The organism is Bradyrhizobium sp. 153 (genome assembly GCF_023073835.1).
In the GTDB taxonomy this organism is placed as follows: Bacteria; Pseudomonadota; Alphaproteobacteria; order Rhizobiales; family Xanthobacteraceae; genus Bradyrhizobium.
The window spans coordinates 1-22,515 of record NZ_JADPKH010000009.1 but is presented as its reverse complement, the minus strand read 5'-3'; the positions used below and the strand labels follow the sequence as shown (position 1 = coordinate 22,515).

Here is a 22,515-nt window from a genome sequence, read left to right as displayed (position 1 = left end):
ACAACGCTTCGCTCCTCGCAATGACGGTGGTAAATGTGACTGATGTCCAAAGCCACCCCAGCCACGCGGGCGCTTGAATCCGCCGGAGTTGCCTTCACCCTCCACACTTACGACTACGATCCCGACGCCGAGAGCATCGGGCTCCAGGCCGCCTCCGCGCTCGGTGAAGACCCGGCGCGCATGTTGAAGACGCTGATGGCGGTGGTTGACGGCAAGCCGGTCTGCGTGATCGTCCCGTCCAACCAGGAAGTCTCCATGAAGAAGCTCGCCATCGCTGCGGGCGGCAAGTCGGCGCAGATGATGAAGCCGCCAGAGGCCGAGCGCCTGACTGGCTTCAAGGTTGGTGGTATCAGTCCGTTCGGGCAGCGGAAGGCGGTGCGCACTGTGCTCGAGCGGAGCGCGCTCGCGCATGACCAGGTTTATCTCAACGGCGGCCAGCGCGGCTTGCAGGTGCGGGTGAGGCCGGCTGATGTGCGCGACGTTCTGACGGCAGTCGTCGCGGACGTGATTGCCTGAGGCGCCTCGCGCCTATTGCTTCTGCAGCAGCTTGAGCCGGCAGCGCAGCGCCTCGCGGATATGGGCGCGCGCGAGCTGCTCGGCCTTGTCGCCGTCGCGGGCAGCGATAGCGCCGATGATGGCCTGGTGCTCGCCGTGGCTTGTCTTGGGGCGGCCTGTCATGGTGAAGGTGGTCAGTCCGAGCAGGGCGATCCAGTCCTGCAATTCGCGCGACGCATTGTCGAGATAGCGGTTGCGCGCGGCGCGGCAGATCGCCTCGTGGAAGGCGCGGTTGAGCCGCGCCAGTTCGGCAGCGTGGCTGGCGGAGGTCTCGACAAAGGCTTGCTCGATATCGCGGAGCGCGTCGATCTCCGTGGTGGAGGCGTGTTCGGTGGCTAGGCGCGCAGCGGCGCCTTCCATGATCTCGCGCATGGCGTAGAGCTCGAGCACCTCAGAAATGTCGAGGTTGCGCACGATCAGCCCGCGGCCGCCGGCTGGCTCGACGAAGCCGCGTGCCGCGAGGCGTCCCAGGGCTTCGCGAACCGGGGTGCGGCTGACCTTCAGCCGCTGCGCGACCTCTTCCTCGCGCAGGCGGTCGCCGGCACGGTAGGTGCCGGCCTGAAGCGCCTCGCAGAGCGAACGGAACACCGCTTCGCCCAGCGCGACACCACCGCCGCGCGCGATCGTTCCGCCTGTCCTTGCCGGGCGTCTGGCCATTGTCCCTCGATGCGCATCCTGCCCATGCACGACGCGCCGCTTGCGCCGCCTATGTATATCTTTGTATACAAAGGTACGCAACAGCGGTCGTGCTTGGACATGGCCGCTGACGGCAATTGTCTCTAATCTGGCGTGCCATCGGGCAGACGGTATGGGCAGCAAATATGATGTGCTGGTGATCGGCGGCGGCAATGCCGCTCTGTGCGCAGCGATCGCCGCGCGCCGGGGTGGGGCGTCGGTGCTGGTGCTCGAGGGGGCGCCAAAATTCTATCGCGGCGGCAACACCCGTCACACCCGCAACATGCGCTGCGCCCATGATGCCGCGACCGAAATCCTGACCGGCCCCTACACCGAGGAGGAGTTCTGGGAGGACCTGCTGCGCGTCACCGGCGGGCAAACCGACGAGGTGCTGGCCCGTCATATGATCCGGGAGTCCAAGGACATTCTCAACTGGATCGTCGAGCAGGGCGTGCGCTGGCAGCCCTCCCTCGGCGGCACGCTGAGCCTCGGCCGCACCAACTCGTTCTTCCTCGGCGGCGGGCGAGCGATGCTGAATGCGCTCTATCTCACCGCCGAGCAGCTCGGCGTCGAGGTCGAGTACGATGCCGAAGTCATCGACCTAGTTATCGAGCATGGCATGTTCCTCGCCGCCCGCCTTAAGCGGCCGGTCAACGGCGAGATCGAGATCCGCGCGACCTCGCTGGTGGCGGCGGCCGGCGGGTTCGAGGCCAACATCGAATGGCTGAAGCAATATTGGGGCGAGGCCGCCGACAATTTCCTGATCCGGGGCACGCCCTATAACCGCGGCTCGATCCTGAAGATGCTGCTCGATAAGGGTGTGCAGGAAGTCGGCGATCCCACACAGTGCCATGCGGTCGCGATCGACGCCCGTGCGCCGAAATTCGACGGCGGCATCATCACCCGCCATGACTCCGTCGTGTTCGGTATCGTCGTCAACAAGCATGCGCAACGCTTTTACGATGAAGGCGAGGACATCTGGCCGAAGCGCTACGCGATCTGGGGCCGGCTGGTCGCGGCGCAGCCCGACCAAATCGCCTACATCATCTTCGACTCGACAGTGGTCACGAGCTTCATGCCCACGCTGTTTCCGCCGATCGCCGGGCAGACGGTGACCGAGCTCGCCGCCAAGTTAGATCTCGATCCGGCCGCGCTGGAGAAGACGATCACCGAATTCAACGCTGCGGTGCGGCCCGGCACCTTCGATCACACCATCCTCGATGACTGCCGCACCGAAGGCATCACGCCGCAGAAAACCCATTGGGCGCGCCGGATCGCGACGCCGCCTTATCTGGCCTATCCGGTGCGGCCCGGCATCACCTTCACCTATCTCGGCACGCGCGTGAACAAGGAGGCGCGGATGCTGATGGCTGACGGCAGGCCGTCGGCCAACATGTTCGCGGCCGGCGAGATCATGGCCGGCAACGTGCTCGGCAAGGGTTATGCCGCCGGCATGGGCATGACCATCGGCAGCGTGTTCGGGCGGATCGCAGGACGGGAAGCGGCAAAGCATGCACGCAACTAGGATTTTGGACGAAGCCGACCGTCTGATGACGGTCTGCAATTCCTGCCGCTATTGCGAGGGTCTGTGCGCGGTGTTTCCGGCCATGGAGATGCGCCGCGCCTTCTCCGACGGCGATCTCAATTATCTCGCCAATCTCTGCCATGGCTGCGGCGCCTGCTATGTCGACTGCCAGTTCTCGCCGCCGCACGAATTCAACGTCAACGTTCCGAAGACGCTGGCAATTGTGCGCGCCGAGTCCTACGCAGCCTATGCCTGGCCGCAGGCGCTATCAGGCACATTTGCCCGCAACGGGCTGGTCATCAGCATCATCGCCGCGCTCAGCATGGCCGTCTTCATCCTCGGCTTCGCCATTTGGAACGACCGCAGCGTGCTGTTCGGCGTGCACACCGGACCCGGCGCGTTCTACAGGCTGATGCCCCATAACGCGATGGCCGCGCTGTTCAGCGCTGCCTTGCTTTATGCGATCCTCGCGCTCGTATTGAGCGTGCGCGCCTTCTGGCGTGACATCGGTCCGCCGATTGGCGGCCGCGCCGACGGCGGTTCGATTTTTCAAGCGATCCGCGATGCCGGCGAGCTGCGTTACCTCCATGGCGGCGGCGTCGGCTGCTACAACGAAGACGACAAGCCGACCGATCGGCGCAAGCTCTATCACCACCTGACCTTCTACGGCTTCCTGCTGTGCTTTGCGGCGACGTCCGTCGCCACGCTGTATCATTATGTGCTCGGCCGGGAGGCGCCTTATCCGTGGTGGGACCTGCCTGTCGTGCTCGGCACGCTCGGCGGCATCGGCCTGATCATTGGGCCGATCGGGCTCTTCGCCGCCAAGATGCGCCGCGATCCAGCGTTGCTCGACGAGAGCCGCTACGGCATGGACGTGGGCTTCATCGCCATGCTGTTCCTGACGGGTCTTACGGGCATGGCCCTCCTGCTCCTGCGCGAGACCTCTGCGATGGGGCCGCTGCTGGCGCTGCATCTCGGCGCGGTGTTCGCGCTGTTCATCACCATGCCCTATGGCAAGTTCGTGCACGGCATCTATCGCTTCGCGGCGCTGGTGCGTTACGCACAGGAGCGGCGTAGCGAAGCCAGCGCTTGAGAGGCTTGCCCCGATCGGTCGTCACGCCACCTCGCGCTCCGGTGCCGACGCTTGCTCGCGGGCCATTGTTGTTGCCGTGACATAGTCGGTCTTGCCGGTGCCGAGCAGCGGCACCTTGTCGACCACCATGATCGCCGCGGGAACGGTCAGCTCGGACGCTCCGAGCGCCTTGGCCTGGGCCTGCATCGCGCTGCGCTCGGCGTTCTTCTCCGTCGTCAGCAGCACGATGCGCTCGCCTTTGCGCTGGTCCGGGATCGAGACGGCGACCGATGCGGCCTGCGGCCACAGCGTCGTCGCGATGCTCTCGACCGCCGACAGCGAGACCATTTCGCCCGCGATCTTGGCAAAGCGCTTGGCGCGGCCTTTGATGGTGATGAAGCCGGCCGCGTCGATCGAAACGATGTCGCCGGTGTCGTGCCAGCCTTCTGCCAGCGGCTCGAGCACGCCGGGATTTTCAGCCCGCAGATATCCGAGCATCACGTTCGGTCCGCGCACCGAGAGGCGACCGCCGTCCTCGATGCCGGGGACCGGATCCAGCCGGCTTTCCATTAGCGGCGACAGGCGGCCGACGGTGCCCGGACGGTTGGCCATCGGCGTGTTCATCGCCAGCACCGGCGCAGTCTCGGTGACGCCATAGCCTTCGAGGATGCGGATGCCGTAGCGCTCCATGAACACCTGACGCGTCCGGTCCTTGACCGCTTCGGCGCCGGCGATCACGAGGCGCAGGGTGCGGAAGTCGTAGGCGTGCGCCGAGCGTGCATAGCCGGTGAGGAACGTGTCGGTGCCGAACAGGATGGTGGCGCCGGTCTGGTAGATCAGCTCGGGCACGATCCGGTAATGCAGCGGCGAGGGGTACATGTAGATCGGAATGCCCGCCAGCAACGGCATCATCATTCCGCCAGTCAACCCGAAGGAGTGGAACACCGGCAGCACGTTGAACACCTTGTCGTTGGCGTTGGCGTCGACCCGCGCCAGCGCCTGCGCCGCGTTGGCGAGGATGTTGCGATGGGACAGCACCACGCCCTTGGGCGTTCCTTCCGAGCCCGACGTGAACAGCACGACGGCCGGATCGTTGGCCTGGCGGGTGACGCGCGGCGCGGTGCTTGCGAGCAGGCCCTTGATCTTGTCGGCCACGCCAATCGAGGCGCGGACATCCTCGAGATAGATGATTCGCGCCTCTGCGGAGACCGCCGCCATCAGTTTGTCGAGCTTGCCCTTGTCGATGAAGGCTTTCGACGTCAGCACGGTCTTGACCTGCGCCGCCTTCATGGCGGCGAGCACATTGACCGGGCCGGCGGAGAAGTTGAGCATCGCAGGCACCCGGCCGATGCTTTGCAACGCCATGAAGACAACGGCGACGCCTGCCGAGTTCGGCAGCAGCACGCCGACATTCTCGCCGGCGGCGGTGCCTGCCTCGAGCTTGCGGCTCAAGACCTGCGCGCCGAGAATCAGCTTGCGATAGGTCAGCTTGGTGCCGAGCGCGTCTTCGACGATGACCTTGCCGGTGTCGCGGTCGCGATAGGCGTGGCCGAGCGCCTCGAACAGCGTCTGATCGAGCATCGCGTTCTTCACGAGAGCATCGATCATCACGTCCTGAAGCGCGCCGCCGGCGGCGTTGCGGCGCGCCTTGCCCTTCAGCGACGGGTCGACCGGAAGCTTGACCGGCGGCAGGATGGTGACCGTCACCCGCGGAAACCAGGAGCGCTTGATCTGGCTGCTATTGAGATAGCTGAGATGCGAGCGCTGCGCGCCCTCGATGCGGACGGGCACGACCACCGCGTCGGCCTTGTCAGCGATCATCGCGGTGCCGTCATAGACCTTCATCAGCGAGCCCGAGACGGTGATGCGTCCTTCCGGGAAAGATCACGACCGGCTCACCGGCGGCGACGAGCTTGATCAGGTCGCGCGCAGCCAGTGGCTTGGTTGGATCCATGGTGTAGTGCTTGACCACGCGCAGGAACGGCTTGGCCCACCAGGCCTTCGAGATGCCGGTATCCACCGCGAAACTGGCGTCGATCGGCAGCACCGCGTGCAGCAGCGGACCGTCGATCAGACTGACATGGTTGGGCGCGATCAGCATGCGCGTGCCTGACGGCGGCAGGTTTTCGAGCCCGCGAATTTCGGTGCGGAACAGCGCGCGGAACAGCAGTCCGCCGAAGTCGCGCACGCCCTCCTTGCCCCACTTGGTCAGCACGAACCACACCGCGCCGAAGCTCGCGACTCCGAGGCCGAAGAAGATCCAGCCGACATGGAGGCCGGCCGCCTGCAACAGCGCGACGAACAGCGAGCCGACCACCATGAAGGCCGCCTGCAGCACGTTGCCGGCGGCGATGATGCGGGCGCGCTCGGACGGCGCCGACCAGGCCTGAACAGCCGCAAATGAGGGAACGACAAACAAGCCACCGCCGAATGCAAAGGCGACGAAGTCGATCATCATGCGCAAGCCCGCGAACGAGGTTGCGAAACCGGCCGCGGTGATGTCCTGACCCCTGGTGGTCACGCCGATGGCCCAGGCGAGATCGAGGCCAGAACATCCCATGATGATGGCGCCGATCGGCACGAGAGCGAGGTTCGGGCGAACGTGGCTGAGGCTGGCGGCGAACAGCGAGCCGACGGCGATGCCGATCGCGAAGATCGCAAGACACAGCGTCACCACGCCCTCGGTGCCGCCCACGACGTCCTTGACCAGCGCCGGCAGCAGCGACAGCACGATGGCGCCGACGAGCCAGAACCAGGAGACGATCACGATGCGGTCCCACAGCCGATGGTCGGCGTGCAAGGTCCTCAGCAGGCTGAGCGTCGAGGTCCAGGGATTGGCGCTGACGGGCAGATCGGGCGCAGACGGCGTGGTCGCCGGAATGCGGGAGGCGAAGGCCCAGGACAACAGGGCCAGCACGACCACGGCCGATGCGACCCAGCCCATATGCGCGGAGCCGGCCACGAACTGGCCGCCGGCGACGGTGCCGAGCAGGATGGCCATGAAGGTTGCGCCTTCGACCAGTGCGTTGCCGGTCGCGAGCTCGCCGAGCTCGAGCTGGTCCGGCAACATGGCGTATTTCACCGGGCCGAACATGGCGGCGATGATGCCGAACAGCGCGAGCGCTGCGAACAGCAGCGGCACTGAGTGCAGGAAGAAGCCGGCGGCCGCAAAGCAAGCGGCGAAGATCTCGGCGAATTTGAGCCGCCTTGCGACGACGGATTTGACGTATTTGTCGGCGAGCTGGCCACCGAGCCCGGACAGGATGAAATAGGGGAAGATGAAGACGGCGCCTGCGATCGTCACCAGGGCATCGCCGTGGCCGGTCGCGGCACTGTAAAGCAGGATGATGACGAGTGCGTTCTTGAGCACGTTGTCATTGAGCGCCGAGAAAAATTGCGCCCAGAACAGCGGCGCGAAGCGGCGTGACGACATCAATTCCCTGATCATGACTAGTCCTGTTTTGGAAAGGCAGCCTGAGATTTACGTTGTCGGTGAAGCGTCACGACCGGAAGGGTATGGGATGAGTGATTGCAGGGCGACGACGGTTGCCGGCCTGCTTCGTCGCCTCGATTCTTCCGATCCTGTTGGTCTCCAAGTGGTCTCGTTAGGTTCGCAAATATCTGAGCGCGACCGCAGTTCGGGCGAGATGGCCGCGCTTGCCGGATATCGCGCCGGTTCTGAGGAAAAGCTGAACCGCATCGCCGAAGTCCGCCAGATCGACCGCCAATGTCCGGAGATGGTGAGTCCTTCGTTGCAACCCGATCTTGCATTCGAGCCGATCGGAACGTGCCGGCTGTGCCTGTCTCAGGTGAGATGGGAGAGGTGGCGAAAGGGCGAGAGGCGGCCGAGCAGGCTGAACCGGCGGCCCTCGAGACGCCCACGGGCACGGTTGGCCCGCCACATCCGGAAGGTCGCGCGCCGCTCAGTAAGCACGCCGGCGATGTCGCAGGCATTTGCGACGCGATCGATTGGAGTCATGGCGAACCGCAGCAGGGCGCGGCCAAAGCCGGTCACGAGAGCTGCGGCGTCATCGACGAAGGTGGCGGCGATATCAACAGCGAGAGTTTGCATTTTGCAGGTCTCCGGGCTAAGTTGAACAATGTTCACATGGGTAGCCTGAAAATGAACAATGTTCAAGAAAAATCACTGCGCGGGCAGAAAAAAAGTGGGCGACGGCTCCAGATCGTGGAGATCGCCCGGGGCATCATTTCAGCTAAGGGGCTGAAATCATTGAAGGTCCGTGATGTCGCGGAAGCCGCCGGTTGCTCGGTCGGCAGCGTCTATAACGAGTTCGGCGACTTCGATGGGGTGATCCTGACCGTCAATCGGGAGACGGTTCAGGCGCTCACAGCGCGGCTCCGCGGAGTTCCTGCCAAGGATCCCGTCCGTCAGCTCTATGGCCTTGCCGCGACCTATCTCGACTTCTTTGCTGAGCACGCCAATTTGCTGCGCTCGTTGTTCGAGCATCGGATGGAGGACGATCGCCCTTATCCGGACGACATCCTTCAGATGGTCATGGACGCCTTCGCGCTGATGCATCCACCGCTGGTGCGGCTATTGCCGGATGCGAATGACGTGGAGATCGCGCTTTTGTCGCGTACGCTGTTTTCGGCCGTGCATGGAATCATCTCGCTCGGCCTCGAGGAGCGCATGGTGGCCGTGCCGCCGCAGATGCTGCGTCAGCAGATCGAGCAGTTTCTCGACGCCCATCTCGCCGGCCTTGGAATTTTGCCTCGACGGTGACGGCGCGGGCAGCGTCAAGCGCGCGCCGCTTCGCGCGGCCGGGCTGCCGCGACGACGACATCCGGCCTTACGCCGTCGACCTGAACCCGGTTGCGTCCCTTCTCTTTGGCACGGTAGCAGGCGGCATCCGCGCGCCGCATCGCATCCTCGAGCGTGGTGTTGCGGTCGGTGATGCAGGCGACGCCGATGCTGGCGGTCACCGCAAAGCAACGGTCGTCCCAGGCGAAATTGAACAGCTCGAACGATCGGCGCAGCCGTTCGGCGATATCGACGGCATTCGAGGGCGGGCACCGCGGCAGGATCAGGCCGAATTCGTCACCTCCGAGCCGGGCCACCAGATCATGGGCATGCCGGTCCTGTTGCAGGAGGCGCGAGACCTGGCAGAGCAGGCGATCGCCGGCAAGGTGACCGCAGGTATCGTTGACACTCTTGAACTGGTCGAGGTCGAGCAGGATCAGTCCCAGCGGACCCGCGGCGGCATTGTCCAACTCGCTCTGCAGGCTCGCCTCGAAGGCGCGGCGGTTGGACAGGCCGGTCAGCCAGTCGTGCGACGCCTGCCAGGCCAGGCGCTCTTTCTCGGCGTGCAAGGCCTCCTCGAATGCCTGTCGTTGCAGCACCAGCCGCCGCGTATGCCAGATCAGGAGCAGGATCAGCGTCGCGGCGGTGACGATGTTGATGCACGTCAGCGTCACCTTGATGGCACGAGAGCCTTCACCGAGGACAGTGGAGAACCGCTTGGCATGCACCGTGAATTGGGTATTGAGCTCCGAGAGCCGCGACGACAGGAATTGCAGGCGACCGTCGTTTTGAATGGGGCCGTTCTCCAACTCGGACCGGATGACCTCGCCGAACACGCTGAGCTCCAGCAGCATGGGATCGGTGGCAGCCCACTCCCGGATCGCTTCATGGAGGAAACTGACACGGTTGAAGTAGCGATACAGCCAGATCAGTCCCGGAACGTCATCGGGATGGTTGCCGCCCTGCAGAAAGCCGATGCGGGCGACCTCGACGTCGACCGGATCGCGTTCGAGCGCCCAGCGCGCGAATTGGTCGCCAATGGGAACGGCGAGCGCGGCCCGATATTGCGCGAACTGGCTGGCCTCGCCCGAATGCAGATAGCGATTGAGGAAGTAAACAGCATTCTTCTGCGAGCGCGACCACAACGCTTCGCCGGCGACATAGGCGCGGACCGAGGACATCACCTCGAGGCTGAATCCTGCGATTGCCGCCTGGAGCACGACGACCATGACGAAAGGCGAGACAAGCTTGATGACGTGAAGGAGACTGTGTCCCTTCGTCGACGTCGCTGTTCTACGAAACACCCTGCGTTCCCCAAATCGATCAACGATCCCAGCGGAGCGTTGGGCCTGCAACGCGAAGTAGAGCAGAATGTTGCTTAACTCGACCTGAAAACGCGAGCGACTGCACCCAGGGTGAAGGCGCTGTGAAGTGGATGCGCGCAGATCGCGTCAAATACTGGTCAATCGGAACTGGCGCGGCATCGGCGAACCAAAGCCTCATATTCATCGTGCGCGGTTTACCGGATCGAAAGAAGCCTGGTCCGCTGCTAGACCAGCACCGGCTTGCGCACGCGTCCGGCATCGCCGAACACGCGCAGGTAACGCTCGATCTCCGAGGGCAGGCCGGTCGCTTTCTCCGGATTGTCGGAGAGCTTGACGGCCGGATGTCCGTCGACGGACGAAACCTTGCAGACCAGCGAGATCGGATCGAGATTGAACGAGCCGTCCGGCGTGCAGCCGACGAAGTCGTTGGTGAGGTTAGTGCCCCAGCCGAACGAGAGCCGCACACGGCCAGCGAAGTGGTGATAGGTCTCCTCGATCGAGCCGACGTCCATCGCGTCGGAGAAGACGAGCAGCTTGTCCTTGGGATTGCGGCCCATCTTCTTCCACCACGCGATGATCTCTTCGCCGGCCTGGATCGGTGGCGCGCTATCGGGGCGGAAGCCGGTCCAGTCGGCGACCCATTCCGGCGCATCGCGCAGGAAAGCTTTCGTGCCAAAGGCGTCGGGCAGCGCAATCAGGAGGTTGCCGCCATAGGTCTGGCGCCACTGGTCGAGGATGCGATAGGGCGCCCAGCGCAATTCCTCGTCGTCCCTGGCGAGCGCGGCCGCGACCATCGGCAGCTCATGCGCGTTGGTGCCGATGGCTTCGAGATCGTTGTCCATCGCGAGCAGCACGTTGGAGGTGCCGATGAAGGACGAGCCGAGGCCTTCCTTCACCGCCTCCACACACCAGCGCTGCCAGAGGAAGCCGTGACGGCGGCGGGTGCCGAAATCGGACAACCGGAGGTTCTCCAGCTTGCGCAGCCGCTCCACCTTGGTCCACAGCTTGGCCTTGGCGCGGGCGTAGAGCACGTCGAGCTCGAAGCGGCCGCGGCCCTTCATCGCTGCGCGCGAGCGCAGCTCGTTGAGGATCGCGAGTGCCGGAATCTCCCACATCGTGGTGTGGGTCCAGGGGCCGTGGAAATGCAGCTCGTACTGGCCGTCGACCTTGCGCAGCTCGTATTCGGGCAGGCGGAATTCGGCCAGCCAGCGGATGAAGTCCGCCGAGAACATGTGGGTCTTGCCGTAGAAGGTGTTACCGGCAAGCCAGATCAGCTCCTTCTTGGTGAAGCGGATGGTGCGGGCATGGTCGAGCTGGGCGCGCAGCTCGCCCACGTCGATGATCTCGGCGAGACGCACATGGCGCGAGCGGTTGATGACCGAAAACGTCACCTGCTGATTCGGGTAATCCTCCCGAATCATCTGTAACATCAACAGCTTGTAGAAATCGGTATCGAGCAGGCTGCGGATGATGGGATCCAGCCGCCAGCTGTGATTGTAGGTTCGGCTCGCAATGTCGGTCACTGTCATGGCGCGATTTTAGCGTGGCTCCCCGTGCGCAACCAGTGGGTTTGGCGGGAATCAGGTTTTCGTGGGGTGGGGCCGGCTCAAGCGGCAGCCATCGCCGCGACAGTCTGGAGCTGGCTCGCCATGAACATCGGCAGCCGGCCAACCTTCGCGTGCGGGCGATGGCCGGCTTCGACGTCTTCAAGAAGAACTTTTGGACGTCCTGGTGACGCCGAGCACCAAGGGCGAACGCATCACGCTGGAAGGCAGGGTGCTCGACGGTGCCGGCGGCCGTCCCAGGATCATTCCACCCGGTCGCCCCGATCGATCGATCCGCGCGCGAGGAATTGCGGTGGCTGCCGAAGCTCGCGGGGCCGGTCGGCGGGATCGCGCCCCACTTTTGGTTTCAGGTCTGCCAAATCGAGGAATACGTCCGCCTGTCGGCGCAGGTCGTCGGCGACCATGGGCGGCTGAGTGGAGAGCGTGGAGACGACCGTCACGCGGACACCGCCGCGTTGCAGGGCTTCCACGAGGGAACGAAAGTCCCCATCGCCCGAGAACAATACGATCTGATCGACGTGTTCGGCGAGCTCCATCGCACTCACGGCGAGCTCGACATCCATGCAGCCCTTCACCTTGCGGCGGCCGGTGGTGGCGTCGACGAACTCCTTGGCGAGCTTGGTGATGACGGTGTACCCATTATAATCGAGCCAATCGATCAACGGGCGGATTGACGAAAACTCCTGATCCTCGATGACGGTCGTGTAGTAAAAGGCGCGCAACAGTGCACCTCGGCTTTGAAATTCGCTGAGCAACCGCCTGAAATCGATGTCGAAGCCGAGCGCTTTGGAGGTGGCATACAGATTGGAGCCATCGATAAAGAGTGCGATCTTCTCAAGAGAAGACATTGTGCACAAATCTCCAGTTTCGCAAAAAGCTGGCGATGGCTTGCTGAAAAAAGCGGCGCAGACGACCGGACAGGGGTGGCCGTCTTGCGCCAAGGTCAGGGAGGTTTCATGCCACCAGCGCCAGGGCGCCGAATGCAGTCACGCTAAGGCGCGAGCATTCCGTACTCAATTGTACTGAGGTAAACGGCCTCTATCCAAAGGATAGGACACCATATACGAAGGTAAGTGGCCGTGCCGGCCAACAAAGGCCGAGGTCGTCAGACTTCCTCCCCATCCGCGCCTCCCGGAGCTGCCGGTTTAGGGTGGCACGCGTTTACCCTGCCCTGGAGGGAGGCGATCAACTGCTACTTCCCCTCCAGCATATTGACCGGTCTCCAATCCGACGCGGGCGGATTCGCGATTAGCATTCTGGCGCGTTTGGCGAATAGCGCCGACGACGGATCGATCTTCGCCGCGCTCTCGAACGCTTCGGCCGCCTTCACAAAATCCCTGGCCCGCCAGCAGGCCAACCCCTCCGCATACACCGCGGCCACCTTCGCCTGCTCGGCGCTCGCCGCGCCTCTCTCCGCCAGCGGCTCGAACACCCTGACCGCCTCGCCGCGTCCCAACACCCTGATCGCATCGAGCTCGCGCCAGGCGAAGGTGTCACCGGTCTGCGCCATCGTGGTTTCGGAGGCCATGATCGCGGTGCCGTAATATTTGTTGGCGCCCTCGAGCCGCGAGGCAACGTTCACGGTGTCGCTCATCACGGTGTAGTTGAAGCGGCGGCGCGAGCCGATGTTGCCGACCACGGCTTCGCCGCTGTTGAGGCCGATGCGATGCGACAGGCCGTGGCCCGCAAAGGCGGCATTGTTGGCGTTGAGCTCTGCGAGCTTCTCGTGGCATTTCAGCGCGGCACGCACCGCATTGCGCGCATGTGCGACGTCGTCGGCCGGGGCGCCGAACATGGCGACGATGGAATCGCCGATATATTTGTCGACGTAGCCGCCATGGCCCTCGATGATGTCGGTCATGGCGGACAGATATTCGTTCATCAGGGTCACAAGCTCGCCAGGTGTCATCGTCTCCGCGATCGCTGAGAAGCCGCTGAGGTCGGAGAAGAACATGGTGACGTTGCGCATCTCGCCGCCGAGCGCCGGCATCTTGCCGGATGCAACCATGGTGTCGATCACTTCAGGCGCGAGATAGAACGCAAAGCTCTTGCGCAGGAAGCGCTCGTCGCGATCAGCCAGCACGAAGCGGTAGCCGATCATCATCGCGAGCGCGGCAAGACTTGCGAGCGCAGGCTCGGTCAGCGGCAGTGCCAGTGCGCGAACGAACGCACCGACAGCCATGGCGGCGTAAACGGCGGTGAGGCCGAGCCAGGCGATCAGGGCGCCGCTCGGTGCAAGCACGCAGGCGGCGCAAGCGATGACGAGCGCGAACAGGATTGTGAGGATGCTCCGCGCGGGAAAGCCGAGCTCGGTCACGGCGTCGCGTTCGATCAAGTTGCGAACGACGGTGGCGTGCACGAAGACGCCGGCGACATCGCTGCGGGGGCGTTGCGCGCCACGCTCCGGCGCGGGCAGGGCGCATCGCGCCGCCGGCGTGCCGTCATATCCGCCAGACAAGCGCATCGAGGTGAGCTTACGGTCCTCGAAATTCAGGACCGTGCCGAGCAGCACGACCTTGCCGTCGAAGGCGCGGCGAAAGAAATCGCGATCGCCCTTCTCGACACAGGCGCGCAGGTCGGCGAAGGAGAAGGTCGGAACGTCGCGTCCCAGCCCGCGAAAGTTGAGTGTGATTGTATTCGGCATCGCGCTCGGGATCGCATAGCCGGACAACTCGGTCGCGCCGGACGGCGCAATCTCAGGCTTTGCGCCAAGCGCACGCGCAGCCAGCTCGACCGCCATCGCGGGGACAGGCTTGCCCTCGATGGCAAAGCTCAATGGCATGCGCCGGATCACGTCGTCGGGATCAGTGTGTACGTTGAGCGCGCGGATGGTGTTGCGCACGGCCACTTGCTGTGCGCGATAGGGCACTTCCGGGTGGTCGTTGTTCAGGATTTCGCCGAGCACCAGTTTGCCGCCGTCGGAGATTTGCCGCAGGGCGATCAGATAATCCCGATCAAAACCCTTCATGCGGGTGCCGAGCGGCGCGTCGCCGAAGAGAATCTCGGACTGCTCGATCGAGCTCGGAAAGATTACGTCGAAGCCGATGACCTTGGCGCCGCCCTCGGTGATGCTGCCGAGCATCCGTCCAATCTCACGCGTCCAGGTTTGCGTCGGCGATCCCTTGAAGGGCGGCGTGTCGTAGGTTTCCGCATCGATCGCGACTACAACGACTGGCGACATTGCAGGATCGCGGCGCTCACCGGCCAGCTTGCCGCGCAGCGCGGTGAGGATGTCGAGCGACAGGCCCTGCAGCGTCTGAAGCGGCGGAGACATGACGATCGCGCCCGCGAGGAGCGCAATCAGGATCGCCGCAACGATGTCCCGCCTGCCGATCCGCCGCATCGCGGCCTCGCTAGGTCCGTCTATTCGAGCCGCAGCAGGCGGCCGATAACCGGGGTAGGCGATGCCGTGGCGCCGGCGTCGACTTGGAAGGCGTAACGCTTGGCGCCGAGAATGGCGAGATAGCTGCCGCCCGGGGTCAGTGACTTTCCGGCCTTGGCAAAGTCATAGAATTTGCCGCGGATCATGACGTCGTTCTTGAGCGGCACGCTGATCGTGGGCTCCTTGCCGTCGGTGCGCTCGATCACGAGCGTGCTGCCGCTCTTGGCCTGGACCAGCGGCGCGATGCCGTAGAGCGTTGGCAATTTGGATGGAGCGTTCTTGGCATCGGACCGCACGGTCCGGAAGGTGGTCGCGGCACTCTGGTTGGCCTCGCGTTCGGAGAGCTGCGCCGCCTTGGTATCGCAGGGCACCTTGGCGCGCTGAACGTCGCCAAGCTGTACGGTGCTCTGCTCGGTGCCGACCAGGATGACGCCTTCGCTGATTGTTTCGCGCAAGCAGGATTTGAGATAGCTGAGGGTAACGCTGGACTTGGGCCCGAGCTTGATGATCTTGCCCGGCGCCACATAATCCATGAACTCGACGCCGTCGACCTTGCCTTGCACATCCTCGACAATCGCGGCCGGGGTCTCCGCCAGAGCGGGGGCCGCAATACAGAACGCGCCGACAAGGGCGCCGATCAGGCTTTTCATGGGAATTCTCATCCAATTCGACGATGCTCTACCGGTCCCCGTCCGGTCCGATGCTTAGCAGCGGGGCGCCCAGGCAAGTGTGACCAGAATCACTCTTTGATATTGGTGCACTTTATCAGGAACAGGTTCAAATCGGCGACCGGGTATCAAGCCATGGGCACGATGGCTTAGAACTGTTTTGACGTCGCTGCCGGCTTCGCCTCCCGGCCCGCAGGAATTTGATCGATTGACTTGGCAGGGTGTTAACCGTGGCGGAATGCTCGCTGCGGCAGCCATTGTCGCGCCCCACAGGTTCGTTGCAAATACGGGTGAAAATCACGACGGATGTTCCCATGCTGAAAGAAGGCAAATACGCGGCGTGGTTCAGAACCGCACAAGCGCAAGGCACCGGTATCGTGCATCTGGCCCAGGGCCGGATTTCGGGCAGTGACAGCTTCTTCACCTATGGCGGCACCTATCAATTCGATGACGACCAGCGTTTCACGGCCGTTCTGACCACGCGCCGGCATGCCGACGGGCCGCCGACCGTGTTCGGGCGTGACGAGGTCGAAGTCTATCTCTCCGGCGTCTTCAGCGGCGCTATGGCGATCTGCTCCGGAACGGCGAAGCAAGCGCCTGACGTGAAATTCGAGGCGACGCTGATCTACAGTCAGGAAGATGCCCCGGCTGCCGATATCAGGAGCGCGGTCGTGAAGCTCAATGCCGACAAGCTGCCCAAGGGGCCCGACAGCCGTTCCCGGCCGCGGCATCCGTTCACGGCGGGCCCGCCCAGGTGAAAGCCAAATCGACGATCATCCGCGCAGCTCCGCGGGTGCCCGCCGCGATGATTAGCATTGCATTGACACTATTGCTTCGAAATCACACCGCGGCCGCGCTGCAGCAACCCTGCCTTTAGACGCGAGAACTAGTCTCGCGGCCGATCAAGTGTGGTGGAAGAACATGCCTCAAATCTGGATGACATACGACGAGCTCGGTGCGCTTTGCGGCTGCGGCGCAATGGAGGCCAGGGAGCGTGCCATCCATTTGTCGCTCGATCGCCGCAAGAGTCGCGACGGGACGACGCGCGTCAAACTCGATCTGGCGCTGACGGCCAAGTTCTTTGCAGCCGTTCGTGAGGCGGATTTCGATCTGGATTGCGCCGTTGAGGCGCTGCACAACACCCACCGGCAGATGGCCGAACTGCTGGCTCCCACCCAGCTCCACAACAGGCGTGGAGCGGCCTGAGCCTCCGCGTGTTCCGGCCCAGGCCGAAGGGCCAATTCCCGCGTTCGTCCCGAATCAGCATAAGCTCTATGGCGGAATTTCCGGCTGTCGTCGGTGTTCACAGCCGATGGGTCGCGAAGTCCGCAGGAGGGATGCATGAGCAAAGCCGGGTGTCGGCCGTCGGTGGCACTGTTGGGGACGCTCGCGCTCATAGGAAGCGTCATTGCGATGAGCGGCACGGCAAACGCGGAAGTCGTGATGCTGCAAGCCGAGCTCAAGGGAAGCAATGAAGTGCCCCCGAACAGCTCAACCGGGTCAGGCAAGGCCGAGGCAAGCTACGACACTGAAACGAAAGTTCTGACTTACAGCGTCACCTATGCCGGGCTTACGGGACCCGCAATGGGCGCGCATTTCCATGGCCCAGGCGAAGCCGGCAAGAACGCCGGCATCGTCTTGCCGTTCAAGACAGTGCAAAGCCCAATCCAAGGCAGTGCCACGCTCACCGACGCGCAGGCGGCAGATCTACTGGCCGGAAAATGGTACGCAAACATCCATACGGCCGCGAACCCGGGCGGTGAATTGCGCGGCCAGATGATGAAGTAAGGACCGGTTGTACGTCCGAACGGTCATCTTGCTGCGATACCGGTGGCTTCAGGACGGCGGTCTGGGCAAGAACGCCAGGATCATCTGGGCGAGCATGACGCCGACGGTGCCTCCTGCCGCCTTCTGGAGCACGTCGAGAAAGCCCGGATCCCGATCGGGTATGAACGCTTGCATCAGCTCCAGCCCCATCGCGACCGCGATCACGAGCGAGCAAGCCAGACCGAGCCGTCCTGGCAGCAAGAAGGAAAGAAGGAAGCCGAGCAGCCCATAGGCACTGAAGCGCTCGATCACGACGACCCAGTACGCCTCGTGATGGCCCAAGAGCGCGGGTCTTCCTGCCAGCTTCGCCAGCGTGGCGTAGACGATGAGGGCAAGGCAGATGCTCGCGGCTGCAATGAGATGGGTTCTGCGCATGGCGCCAGCATAGCCGGTCGGTTGCCGGTCTGCCTCGAAAGCAGAAAATATCGTTAAAGCTCGCGCCGCCGTTACGCCACCAAAGCCGTGTCCTCTGACACCGCCGTGCCTGATTGCGCCGCGCGCCGGCACTCGACGAGCTCACCAAACTTGGCGAACGGAAGCGGAGGCGCCACGAGATAACCCTGACCCTCTTCCACGCCGGATGCGACCAGCGCGCGGAGCTGCTCCTCCGTCTCAATGCCTTCCGCGACCACGCTCATATGGAGGTCCCTCGCGAGCGCCACCAGCATCTCCACGATCATCGTCGTCGACGCGTCCACGGTGATCGTGTCCACGAAGAACTTGTCGATCTTGATCGTGTCGGCGCCGAGGCCTTTCAATCGGGACAGTCCGCTATGGCCGACGCCGACGTCGTCGATGGCGACGCGGAAGCCATGGTCTCGCAGCTCGGCGACAACCGCCGCGGCGCGCGCAAGATCGTCGAGCTCGTCGCGCTCGGTGACTTCGACCACGATTTGGCGCGCAGAGACCCTGGCCGTCAGGACCGTGCGACGCAGCGTTTCGACGAAGCCGGCACTCAGCAGCTGCTTGGGCACGACATTCAGGGACAGCTTGAAGGTCTTGTCCGCCCTCAGCATTGGCTGCAGGTCGGACAGCGCCGATCTCAGGATCTGCCAGGTCATCGCCTGGATGCGTCCACTGGATTCGGCGAGCGGAATGAAGTTCATCGGCGGGACGACCGAGCCGTCTCGGCGCACCCAGCGCGCCAAAACCTCGCAGCCTGTGATCCGGCCCGCCCTGAGGTCGAAGATGGGCTGGTAGTACGGCTTGAATTCGCCAGCTGCCAGTCCGCGATCGAGATCGGCGACCGGCCCTTCCATCCGGCGGCTGCGTGCCAGCAGGATGCCGAAGAGTGTGCCAAGGCCAAGGGCGACTGCGAGCGCCGGCCAATAGGCCTCGCTGTTCCAGCTCGAGAGCACCGCGTGCTCGAGCCGGATCGTGGCATGAAGCGGCAAGCGCGTGGAATGCCTCTCGAAGCTGATTGGTCTCACCAGGGGCCTGTCGGCATCGAGCAGGAATTCGCCGAGCTTCTCGCCATTGCTCAAGGTGAGGATCACCTCGCTGTGCGCGCGCAGCTCGGCGGGCATGATGTCGAACAGGCTGGCATTGATGCCGACAATGGCGATAAGGGCGGAGCTGTCATTGATGTCCCTGAGCACGCCTAGGGCGTCCCCGCCGAACTGCTCCACGCGGAACAGCGACAGCGCCTTGTCGCGCGAGGGCAGCATGTCATGGCGATCCGCCCATCCCTTGTCGAACTCGAGCGTCTCGGAATAGGCCGAGCAGATCACCGAGCCATCCGGCTTGACGAGCCGGACGTCCTTGATCGCCGAGCGCTGGTAGACGTGGAGGCGGATGGCTTGCAACGCCGCGGGCTCGCAGCTGGCGAGATTGCGTTTTGGGAGCTCGTCCAGGCTGGCCGCGGCAAAATCGACCGCCAATTCGGAGCGGCGCAGAACGACCTCGGTCAACTCGTTCAGCTGATGCGCCTGCTGGTGGCGAATGACGGCGTCCGCAGCGAAATGCCCGGACAAGGCGAACGCCATCGTGCTCGCAAGCACGAGCGCCGCAAACGGGAGGGTCGGTCGCAGTCGTTTCATCCGGGTCAGGCGAAATGAGGCAAGGCTTGGAGAATTGATCCTAGCCAGCGGGGGCTAAGATAGGGTTTAACGGGCGGACCGGCGCGGTCGGGCCGACCGGAGTGATGGCTGGCCGATGATCTCGCGGCGCAAGCATTAGAACGAGCATGGAAAGTTGAGCAGTATGATCAGGACGTTAAGCATCCTTCTCCTGGCGCTAATTGCCGGGAGCTCTGCGGCCTCGGCACAGGGAACCAAAGACAGGCCATCGGGCACGCAGCCCACTTCGGCGACCCGCAGCGGCACTGGGACGAATTCCGGTTCGGACAGCATGGGTGGCGCGTTCAAAGGAACGGGGACGCCCAATTACGGGACCAGCCCTGGAATGGGCTCCCAGAAGAAGACCAACAACTAAGGCGTGATCCGGAAAAGTGCGAAGCGGTTTTCCGAAAAGATCATGCTCAAACAAAAACCTAAGCGCGATGACGATTCATCCTGATCTCATCGCGCTTTAGGTTGAACGAGCCGAACGGACCCTCGGGCGTCTATCGCCGCTCACCGCCTGAGGCGATGGCGCAGAGGAATCACGTCGGGACAAGGTGAGCTGGGCCTGTGGGTGTGGGACGTGGCCGGATGGCGGGGGGTCCGGAGCCGAAGCACCACGAAGGCGATATTGATCGCCAGCCAAATCAACATCGCGGAAATGGCCAAGTTGAGCACTGCCAGGCCTCGCTGTGAAGTCGGGCATCAACACCCGAGCGTTGGTTCGGTTCCGCCCGCCGGGATGAAGCTGTGGCTGCGTCGAAGGCGTGTTGCGGCGCTGTAGAGGATGGGATGACCTGCTGGGCTCGTCGGTGACGTCGTTCGCGTGCACCGCAGCGCGGGAGGTCGGCTGCGAGGCGCAAGGTGAGCGCTGCCGCGCTTCCGCGCTAGGACTTCTTGTCCGACTTCGACTTCAACGAAAGACCGAGTCGCAACGCCATGCGCTTGATCGCATCAGGCGAGCGTCGGAGAACTTTCGCGGCCTCTTCCAGCGAAGCCGAAGACTTGGCCAGCTCCATGAGCCGGCGGTCTTCCTTGAACGACCAGGGCTTCCGCGCCATAACCGACATGATCCTCTCGTCGACATAAGGACAAAGCCGCCAAGCGACCCATGTTCGCTCGACGGCTTTGCTTGGGTGGGGCCGGGCTTGGGGGAGCCCGGTGCGAAGATGGATAAGCGAAATGCGAGACTTCGCAACAACCAACGCGGATTAAGCTAACTGCTCAACCTTACCGGGATGAAGTTGGTGCATGACGCTCCGTATAACCACGGATGTTTCGTCGGTGTCTGCAATCGCCAGCAGCGGCGTGCGAAAAATGTGTCGGAAGCGACGTCATCACGCAGAGTACAGACACGCTCGATCACCGGTGCGCGTGGCTCAGGCTGCTTGCCGAGGTGAACAGGGGTTAGCATCGCCAGCAGGATGTCGCTCTTGAACAATGAGAGATTTCGTCATCCGCCCGGCCTAGCTTTTCCCGCGACGACCAAACTCCGAGCACCACGTTGCACAAACTTCATGTTCGTCTGACAAAAGTTTCAGCGCCGATGATCTTGAAGTCGTCACGACATCACGTTGAAATGGACCGGGAGGAGCGTTCCGAAAACTGGGAACATTCCACATGCTTGCAATTCTGGTTTTGATGTCGATTTTTGCAGCTGGCTTTTGCTGCGGCTATGGTGTGCGGGCGTGGCGCTCGCGCAAGCGATCAGCGCGATATCGTCTCTATGCGCCCTACACGCCGGCCTCGATGAGAGTCAGGCAAAGCGAGCGTCCATCGTGATGGCAACACCAGGGGCGCGACGTTTCGGTTGGAGTTGATGTTGTGGCAACGTCGAATAACCATGTGCAGTTAGGTTAACGTGGCGCGGTCCTTGAGCGCTTCGGAAAGGCAACTTAAGACGGATCAGTTCATGGCGAGAGTTTAGTCATCTCGATTTTTCGCGGCTCGCAGGGTAGGCGTAGATGGCGTATTTGATTGTGTTGCTGGGCGCGACTTGCGTCCTCATTTTGGTCGCGTTTGTTCGTAGCTTTGATCGTCGGCTGAAAGATCTTCCAGGGCCTTGGATCATGGATGAGGGCCATTCGAGATGATTGATCAAAGGCGCAATGCGCCCCGTAGGTATTTCGTCGACGCCCAAGGGCGTCGTGTCCTGATCGGCCTTTCGCTGCAGGAAACTGCGGAGTTCGAAGCGCTGGATCTTTCACCGAACAATAAGGTGCAATTCGCGTCGGAGATTTGCGTGAGCGAAGCAGCCGCCGCCGCGACCGAGTTTCGCTGGCTTGAGCTCTATTCCAGGCACGAACGAGCCTGGCGGGCATGGATCGAACAAAGCCAGGCGGAGCGGGCGCAAGATTTAGGCTTTGTTAACTATGTCTGACCGATGGTAGCCGCCTGATCTCGAATGTGGGATGGCCCAAATGTTTCAGCTGTTCCTGAGAGCGCGCGCACACAATCTTCTCGGCTCCCGCCGCGAGACCAAGGGTTTTAAGGCGCGCTCTGTCGAGCGTGATGCGGAGACCGACCGCGTGCGGATCGGTGCCGTCCTGGCGGCGATTGAAACAGCATTGCAGGAGGCGGAGAGGGAGCAGGCCGGCCTCAACCGGCGTGTTGATGATGCCCTCGCGCGTGCGTCCGTCACCTTCGGAAATGGCACCGATGAATATCTCGAGCGAGAGCCGCTCGACAATTATCATCAGGATCTCTTCGCGGCCGACATCTCGAATGGCCAGCGACGGCTCAAGGAATTGGCAAGCAGCATTGCTCACTTGAAGTTCGTCAAGACCGCAATGCTCACGCGCTTTCCGGATTTCAAGCCGCCGCAGCTCAACAGCTAAAGCGAGATGAGCTTTGGTTGAATCGGTGCGAGCCGAGGAGGGCACCTCCTCCTAGGCAAAGGTGAACCAGATAATCGGCGCCGGTGCCCGTTGAAACTGCTTGCGCGCGCTTCGTCCTCATCCTGAGAGCCTGACTCAAAAAGCGCGTGGACGCTATCAAGGTTCTGGCTAGACGGCGAATTAGGAGCCTTAGATGGGCGGCGAGCAGCCAAGCGAGCTCGGTAGCGGCAGAGCGTTCGAAGTCTTTGGAGAGGCGCCGGCA

At 63.2% G+C, this 22,515-nt stretch carries 19 protein-coding genes and 2 pseudogenes; 9 read left to right on the top strand and 12 right to left on the bottom strand.

Annotated features, from left to right (window positions below):
- The first annotated feature begins 42 nt into the window (after nt 1–42).
- Nucleotides 43–516 (top strand): Cys-tRNA(Pro) deacylase, encoded by a 474-nt coding sequence (ybaK, locus tag IVA91_RS01960; protein ID WP_247280782.1) that lies wholly within the window; start codon nt 43–45, stop codon nt 514–516.
- 12 nt (nt 517–528) lie between these two features.
- On the opposite strand, the gene IVA91_RS01955 is transcribed toward ybaK, so the two are convergent.
- Nucleotides 529–1,212 carry a GntR family transcriptional regulator gene (locus IVA91_RS01955; RefSeq protein ID WP_247280781.1) on the bottom strand — a complete coding sequence of 228 codons (684 nt, stop codon included), beginning with the start codon at nt 1,210–1,212 and terminating at the stop codon, nt 529–531.
- A gap of 151 nt (nt 1,213–1,363) precedes the next feature.
- On the opposite strand from IVA91_RS01955, the gene tcuA reads away from it, so the two are divergent.
- Nucleotides 1,364–2,755, top strand: a complete 1,392-nt coding sequence (gene tcuA, locus IVA91_RS01950) for an FAD-dependent tricarballylate dehydrogenase TcuA (protein WP_247280780.1) — start codon at nt 1,364–1,366, stop codon at nt 2,753–2,755.
- A complete protein-coding gene (gene tcuB / locus IVA91_RS01945) occupies nt 2,742–3,848 on the top strand; it encodes a tricarballylate utilization 4Fe-4S protein TcuB (RefSeq protein WP_247280779.1) in 1,107 nt (368 codons plus the stop codon). Before tcuA ends, tcuB begins: the two co-directional genes overlap by 14 nt.
- 21 nt (nt 3,849–3,869) lie before the next feature.
- Here tcuB and IVA91_RS01940 read toward each other — a convergent pair.
- Nucleotides 3,870–7,275: pseudogene (locus tag IVA91_RS01940) on the bottom strand (acyl-[ACP]--phospholipid O-acyltransferase).
- 357 nt (nt 7,276–7,632) lie between these two features.
- Nucleotides 7,633–7,899: a hypothetical protein gene (locus tag IVA91_RS37045; protein WP_346015460.1), complete on the bottom strand. Its 267-nt coding sequence runs from the start codon at nt 7,897–7,899 to the stop codon at nt 7,633–7,635.
- A gap of 51 nt (nt 7,900–7,950) precedes the next feature.
- Here IVA91_RS37045 and IVA91_RS01935 point away from each other — a divergent pair, with 51 nt between their 5' ends.
- Entirely contained in the window at nt 7,951–8,571 is a 621-nt protein-coding gene (locus IVA91_RS01935) for a TetR/AcrR family transcriptional regulator (protein WP_247280858.1), read from the top strand.
- Nucleotides 8,572–8,585: 14 nt separating this feature from the next.
- Here IVA91_RS01935 and IVA91_RS01930 read toward each other — a convergent pair whose 3' ends face one another.
- From IVA91_RS01930 to IVA91_RS01910, 5 genes are all read right to left on the bottom strand, one after another.
- Nucleotides 8,586–9,893 carry a GGDEF domain-containing protein gene (locus IVA91_RS01930; RefSeq protein ID WP_247280778.1) on the bottom strand — a complete coding sequence of 436 codons (1,308 nt, stop codon included), beginning with the start codon at nt 9,891–9,893 and terminating at the stop codon, nt 8,586–8,588.
- A 245-nt stretch (nt 9,894–10,138) separates the two neighbouring features.
- Nucleotides 10,139–11,443 carry a nicotinate phosphoribosyltransferase gene (pncB, locus tag IVA91_RS01925; protein ID WP_247280777.1) on the bottom strand — a complete coding sequence of 435 codons (1,305 nt, stop codon included), beginning with the start codon at nt 11,441–11,443 and terminating at the stop codon, nt 10,139–10,141.
- 278 nt (nt 11,444–11,721) lie between these two features.
- A complete protein-coding gene (locus tag IVA91_RS01920) occupies nt 11,722–12,327 on the bottom strand; it encodes an NYN domain-containing protein (protein ID WP_247280857.1) in 606 nt (201 codons plus the stop codon).
- A 344-nt stretch (nt 12,328–12,671) separates the two neighbouring features.
- Nucleotides 12,672–14,822: an adenylate/guanylate cyclase domain-containing protein gene (locus IVA91_RS01915; protein ID WP_247280776.1), complete on the bottom strand. Its 2,151-nt coding sequence runs from the start codon at nt 14,820–14,822 to the stop codon at nt 12,672–12,674.
- A 20-nt stretch (nt 14,823–14,842) separates the two neighbouring features.
- Complete coding sequence (locus tag IVA91_RS01910; protein ID WP_247280775.1) at nt 14,843–15,511, bottom strand: hypothetical protein; 669 nt, start codon at nt 15,509–15,511, stop codon at nt 14,843–14,845.
- Nucleotides 15,512–15,843: 332 nt separating this feature from the next.
- On the opposite strand from IVA91_RS01910, the gene IVA91_RS01905 reads away from it, so the two are divergent.
- The 3 genes from IVA91_RS01905 (at nt 15,844) to IVA91_RS01895 (ending at nt 17,317) form a co-directional block, all read left to right on the top strand.
- The gene (locus tag IVA91_RS01905) at nt 15,844–16,287 is read left to right on the top strand and encodes a hypothetical protein (protein ID WP_247280774.1); all 444 of its coding nucleotides are present in this window, start codon (nt 15,844–15,846) and stop codon (nt 16,285–16,287) included.
- A gap of 163 nt (nt 16,288–16,450) precedes the next feature.
- Nucleotides 16,451–16,735, top strand: coding sequence for a hypothetical protein (locus tag IVA91_RS01900; RefSeq protein WP_247458298.1), 285 nt, complete (start codon nt 16,451–16,453; stop codon nt 16,733–16,735).
- Between the two features lie 135 nt (nt 16,736–16,870).
- The gene (locus tag IVA91_RS01895; protein WP_247280772.1) at nt 16,871–17,317 is read left to right on the top strand and encodes a CHRD domain-containing protein; all 447 of its coding nucleotides are present in this window, start codon (nt 16,871–16,873) and stop codon (nt 17,315–17,317) included.
- A gap of 48 nt (nt 17,318–17,365) precedes the next feature.
- Here IVA91_RS01895 and IVA91_RS01890 read toward each other — a convergent pair whose 3' ends face one another.
- The 3 genes from IVA91_RS01890 to IVA91_RS01880 all read right to left on the bottom strand — a co-directional run bounded on the left by IVA91_RS01890 (nt 17,366) and on the right by IVA91_RS01880 (nt 20,486).
- Entirely contained in the window at nt 17,366–17,731 is a 366-nt protein-coding gene (locus IVA91_RS01890) for a VanZ family protein (RefSeq protein ID WP_247280771.1), read from the bottom strand.
- Nucleotides 17,732–17,802: 71 nt separating this feature from the next.
- On the bottom strand, nt 17,803–19,341 hold the full coding sequence (locus IVA91_RS01885) for an EAL domain-containing protein (RefSeq protein WP_247280770.1): 1,539 nt from the start codon (nt 19,339–19,341) through the stop codon (nt 17,803–17,805).
- Between the two features lie 962 nt (nt 19,342–20,303).
- The gene (locus IVA91_RS01880; protein WP_247280862.1) at nt 20,304–20,486 is read right to left on the bottom strand and encodes a hypothetical protein; all 183 of its coding nucleotides are present in this window, start codon (nt 20,484–20,486) and stop codon (nt 20,304–20,306) included.
- 1,019 nt (nt 20,487–21,505) lie between these two features.
- Here IVA91_RS01880 and IVA91_RS01875 point away from each other — a divergent pair.
- Nucleotides 21,506–21,796, top strand: coding sequence for a hypothetical protein (locus tag IVA91_RS01875; protein ID WP_247280769.1), 291 nt, complete (start codon nt 21,506–21,508; stop codon nt 21,794–21,796).
- A 40-nt stretch (nt 21,797–21,836) separates the two neighbouring features.
- A complete protein-coding gene (locus tag IVA91_RS01870) occupies nt 21,837–22,253 on the top strand; it encodes a hypothetical protein (protein WP_247415943.1) in 417 nt (138 codons plus the stop codon).
- Nucleotides 22,254–22,416: 163 nt separating this feature from the next.
- On the opposite strand, the pseudogene IVA91_RS01865 reads toward IVA91_RS01870, so the two are convergent.
- Nucleotides 22,417–22,515, bottom strand: a pseudogene (locus IVA91_RS01865) (IS5/IS1182 family transposase); the annotation flags it as partial.

What these genes read in the sequence shown, in the direction of transcription:
- IVA91_RS01885 (WP_247280770.1), bottom strand. Translation starts at nt 19,341, where the DNA reads ATGGCGTTCGCCTTGTCCGGGCATTTCGCTGCGGACGCCGTCATTCGC.
- IVA91_RS01870 (WP_247415943.1), top strand. Translation starts at nt 21,837, where the DNA reads ATGTTTCAGCTGTTCCTGAGAGCGCGCGCACACAATCTTCTCGGCTCC.
- IVA91_RS01920 (WP_247280857.1), bottom strand. Translation starts at nt 12,327, where the DNA reads ATGTCTTCTCTTGAGAAGATCGCACTCTTTATCGATGGCTCCAATCTG.
- IVA91_RS01955 (WP_247280781.1), bottom strand. Translation starts at nt 1,212, where the DNA reads ATGGCCAGACGCCCGGCAAGGACAGGCGGAACGATCGCGCGCGGCGGT.
- IVA91_RS01890 (WP_247280771.1), bottom strand. Translation starts at nt 17,731, where the DNA reads ATGCGCAGAACCCATCTCATTGCAGCCGCGAGCATCTGCCTTGCCCTC.
- IVA91_RS01895 (WP_247280772.1), top strand. Translation starts at nt 16,871, where the DNA reads ATGAGCAAAGCCGGGTGTCGGCCGTCGGTGGCACTGTTGGGGACGCTC.
- IVA91_RS01910 (WP_247280775.1), bottom strand. Translation starts at nt 15,511, where the DNA reads ATGAAAAGCCTGATCGGCGCCCTTGTCGGCGCGTTCTGTATTGCGGCC.
- tcuB (WP_247280779.1), top strand. Translation starts at nt 2,742, where the DNA reads ATGCACGCAACTAGGATTTTGGACGAAGCCGACCGTCTGATGACGGTC.
- IVA91_RS01935 (WP_247280858.1), top strand. Translation starts at nt 7,951, where the DNA reads ATGAACAATGTTCAAGAAAAATCACTGCGCGGGCAGAAAAAAAGTGGG.
- tcuA (WP_247280780.1), top strand. Translation starts at nt 1,364, where the DNA reads ATGGGCAGCAAATATGATGTGCTGGTGATCGGCGGCGGCAATGCCGCT.
- IVA91_RS01905 (WP_247280774.1), top strand. Translation starts at nt 15,844, where the DNA reads ATGCTGAAAGAAGGCAAATACGCGGCGTGGTTCAGAACCGCACAAGCG.
- IVA91_RS37045 (WP_346015460.1), bottom strand. Translation starts at nt 7,899, where the DNA reads ATGCAAACTCTCGCTGTTGATATCGCCGCCACCTTCGTCGATGACGCC.
- pncB (WP_247280777.1), bottom strand. Translation starts at nt 11,443, where the DNA reads ATGACAGTGACCGACATTGCGAGCCGAACCTACAATCACAGCTGGCGG.
- IVA91_RS01875 (WP_247280769.1), top strand. Translation starts at nt 21,506, where the DNA reads ATGATTGATCAAAGGCGCAATGCGCCCCGTAGGTATTTCGTCGACGCC.
- ybaK (WP_247280782.1), top strand. Translation starts at nt 43, where the DNA reads ATGTCCAAAGCCACCCCAGCCACGCGGGCGCTTGAATCCGCCGGAGTT.
- IVA91_RS01880 (WP_247280862.1), bottom strand. Translation starts at nt 20,486, where the DNA reads ATGTCGGTTATGGCGCGGAAGCCCTGGTCGTTCAAGGAAGACCGCCGG.
- IVA91_RS01915 (WP_247280776.1), bottom strand. Translation starts at nt 14,822, where the DNA reads ATGCGGCGGATCGGCAGGCGGGACATCGTTGCGGCGATCCTGATTGCG.
- IVA91_RS01900 (WP_247458298.1), top strand. Translation starts at nt 16,451, where the DNA reads ATGCCTCAAATCTGGATGACATACGACGAGCTCGGTGCGCTTTGCGGC.